The following is a 3232-nucleotide window of genomic DNA, read 5'->3' as shown; positions in this document are numbered from 1 at the left end:
CAACCAGACCATCCGTATCCAGACCGCCGCGGGTCAGGCCCACCGCTACCCTGTAGGGGGCGGTCATGGATAACCTGCGCGCAAACCGTTTCGCGGTTCTGTCTCCGAACCTTGCCGTGCCGCGCCTTGAGGATATGGAGCGGGGTTTCATCAATGCATGGATCCGGATGAAGAGTAATATTGCGTTGGAAAGCAGCCCGCCAAAGCTGAGCTTCAAGCAAGAGAAGCTGGCGCAAAACCTTGCAGCCGATGCGCATTCGCGCCGGATGCGTCAGGCGGGGTTGACCGCATTGACAAAAGAGGCGCGGGCGCAGGTCACAGCCTTGGCCCGTTCTGGCGCCACACTGCGGGGCCCATCGACCGAGGATGAGGTCTATCAACTGGCCGCCGATCTTCATGCGGATAGCCCGTGGATGCGCGAGGTCTCGTCCTGGGTCATGCAGCACATGCTGGCCCATGTTGGCGCGGGCGGGCGCGGGCTGGCTTTGCCGCCGGTGATCCTTGCCGGACCGCCGGGTATCGGCAAATCGTATTATGCGCGGCGGTTGGCGGACTATGCGGGGACCCTATCGCGTCTGATCGACGTTGGCAGCGGCAGCGCCGGCTTTCGAATCACCGGAACAGAGAAAGGGTGGGGCACCGCCCAGGCCGGTATTCCGGTCGAGGCGATCTTGTCTGCTCAGGTGGCCAATCCGGTGATGATTGTGGATGAGGTTGATAAGGCTGGAGAAATGCGGAGCGAAAGCGGACGGTCAACAAGCCTGACGACCGCGCTACTGCCGTTATTGGACAATGGCACGGCACAACGGTTTGAGTGCCCGTTCTATCGATTGCCCTTTGATATGTCGCGTGTCGTCTGGATCATGACGGCAAATGACACGGATCTTATTCCCGCGCCATTGCGTGATCGGGCGCGGGTGTTTCATCTGGGTGGTTTGAATGCCGAACAGGCTGTCGGTCATTTCGACCGGTTGGCGCAGCACCTGGGCGATGCTGCCGAGCTGGAGCACTGCCGTGCTTTCATCGTCCAGATGACAAATGCACCACGCGGCATCAGTCTGCGTCAGATCGGCCAGCTTGCCGAGGCGTTGCGCGCATCACCCGCGCCAAAGGCCCACTGAGCCTCTGCCGGTTCCTGTCAGGGAGCCGGCAATCATGGCCCTTGCTGACGCGGCGCTATTTATCAACTTTGCCGCTGTGGTCGATGTGCGAGGCCACTTTCTTCCAAGACGGTCCATTCATACAGCGGGCCGTAGTCAAAACCATCGGGGCTAAAGGGAGCGATCTCATTTGCGCGGAGCGCGGCACTCAAGGATTGCCAATTTTGCCCTTTCAAAATCGCCAGATCCCGCAGGGTGACAAAGCGCTGGTTGAATGCCACGATATCATGCGCTTGCATGTAGTATTGTTGAGCCCGGGTTTTAGGATTGCGGGCCATGGTGGCCGGGCTGTGCCCTTTTTTGATCAATCGGCCGGCTTGAGGTGGCTTCAAACTGACAGAGCGTGCGAATGCCTCGATCGTCATCCCGGGGGCTTCTGGGAGATCTAAAACGTTCTCGAGTTCTTCAAAGCGAATGAGGATGCTGGCGTAATCCTGCAGGCTCTCCATCTTGCCAATACGCGTGAGCCGACCCTGGGTGATAAGCTCGATGATCTGTCCTGGCCGGATCTTCAACCTCTGACTTGCTTTGGCCAAGTCAACCCATTGCACGCGGGCTTGATGCACCGTTTCGGCACCACGTAATAACCCGTTGATGAAGGATCGCGCCTGCGCAATGTCCCACAAAGGCTTGTGATCGGCGGCTGATAAGGAAGGGAGAAAATACCCGTCTTTCTGAAGCAGCCCGAATTGCGACCGCGACAGGCTTAGCTCTTTCTGCAATTCCAACGCGCTCACATGACGATTTAAGCTTTTCAAAAATGGGGCCGCAAGATCTGCGTCGAAAACATCCCAGCGATCATCGCCTTCAGTGCCAATTATTCCTGCCTCAGCCAACAGCTTGCGTAACAAGCGAGCATCCATGCCGACTTCATGAGCTGCCGTAATGACCGAGTGCTTTCGTCTTTCAAGGACAGGTTCGCCCATCAGCTCATCACCAGGCCCTAAGGCCCATGTTTCCAAAATATGGTCGCGCATAAGCGCTCGGAACGGCGCGTAATCGTCCCCTGTCAGGTCATATGAAAGTCGATCATAGAGCACACCGTATTTCCGATTAGGGCCATCCCATGGTGCGCCGATCTCGCGTTTGAGATCGTTCAATGCCGCAATGATCGCGGCTTCCCCTTTGCTGGCAACCTCATAGCCCATTTGATAAAGCGCCCAGCGTGATCCTTCACCCACCCACGATTGAGGGAATTCTAGGCGAACCAGCGCTCTGCCAAGCAAGTCGCAGAAAACACAGGCTGCATAGAGGCGACGTTGATCGAGCCAGCCACTGCCAGCGCCAAATGATAAGCGGCGCAGAAGGTATTCGTCAAAGTCGGTTGCCTCTCGGACTTCACCGTCCATTTCGCCAGACAAGATTGCGGGTGCTATTTCTTTGAAACGCTCTACCGTGTCCATGCGCCGTGTCAGATCTTGCTCTTTCCAAAGTTTCACCAGCGAACGACCATGCAGATGGCAGTATGTCGTATGCTTAGGCAGCCAATCCCCTCTGATCGCCATGGAAATGTGGGGAGGCAAATCGGAAGCTTGAGCGTCTTCACGCAGGCAGGTAGGGCATCCCTGCACGATTGTATTCCGGATTCCGCGTGCGTGGAACGGCTCCTTCCGGAAAACATAACTGCGAGCGGCGATGTAATGTGGCGACCATGCGCGGAGATCATTGCCGTTGCAGCCCGACAAATCCGCCAGCGTCTGCAATGCTGCGGGATCGCCGTTTATAACCGTCTTGAACGGCAGGCCCATGTCGCGCCCGAATTCGGATACCTCAATCCTGTTCCGTGCGGCGAGGCGCGACATCAAGGAAAAGCCAGTTTCGCGTGAGTTCAAAGACACCGTAAGTGGCAAGCAACTTGTCAATTGGTATTCCGTGGTGTTTCGTGGTTAAATATCATGCAAAAGATAACTTCGCCTGATAGCGCAGGATAGCCTTGATCGGTTCCATTTAAGGTGTTGGATCGATCATGCTGTAACGTTCAATTTTTGCATATACTGTTAATTGTCACTGAGAACTGACCCGGCGGGGATGCGGACAAAAACTTGGACTGTTTTTACGTCATAAGTCCTAGG

General features: G+C 56.2%; 3 protein-coding genes. 2 read left to right on the top strand and 1 reads right to left on the bottom strand.

Going from position 1 to position 3232, the window contains the following annotated elements; genetic code table 11:
* Window positions 1–65: 65 nt before the first annotated feature.
* Window positions 66–1121 (top strand): AAA family ATPase, encoded by a 1056-nt coding sequence (locus ACEN2J_RS20615; RefSeq protein ID WP_442108604.1) that lies wholly within the window; start codon window positions 66–68, stop codon window positions 1119–1121.
* 62 nt (window positions 1122–1183) lie between these two features.
* On the opposite strand, the gene ACEN2J_RS20610 is transcribed toward ACEN2J_RS20615, so the two are convergent.
* Window positions 1184–2962 (bottom strand): TniQ family protein, encoded by a 1779-nt coding sequence (locus tag ACEN2J_RS20610; protein ID WP_442108606.1) that lies wholly within the window; start codon window positions 2960–2962, stop codon window positions 1184–1186.
* On the opposite strand from ACEN2J_RS20610, the gene ACEN2J_RS20605 reads away from it, so the two are divergent.
* The gene (locus ACEN2J_RS20605) at window positions 2907–3050 is read left to right on the top strand and encodes a hypothetical protein (protein ID WP_442108608.1); all 144 of its coding nucleotides are present in this window, start codon (window positions 2907–2909) and stop codon (window positions 3048–3050) included. The genes ACEN2J_RS20610 and ACEN2J_RS20605 overlap by 56 nt on opposite strands.
* The last annotated feature ends 182 nt before the right edge of the window (window positions 3051–3232 follow it).

It is taken from the genome of Pseudorhodobacter sp. W20_MBD10_FR17, assembly GCF_052119765.1.
Classification (GTDB): domain Bacteria; phylum Pseudomonadota; class Alphaproteobacteria; order Rhodobacterales; family Rhodobacteraceae; genus Pseudorhodobacter.
Note: the sequence above shows the minus strand (reverse complement) of the source record. Positions and strands in the feature narration are given on the sequence as shown.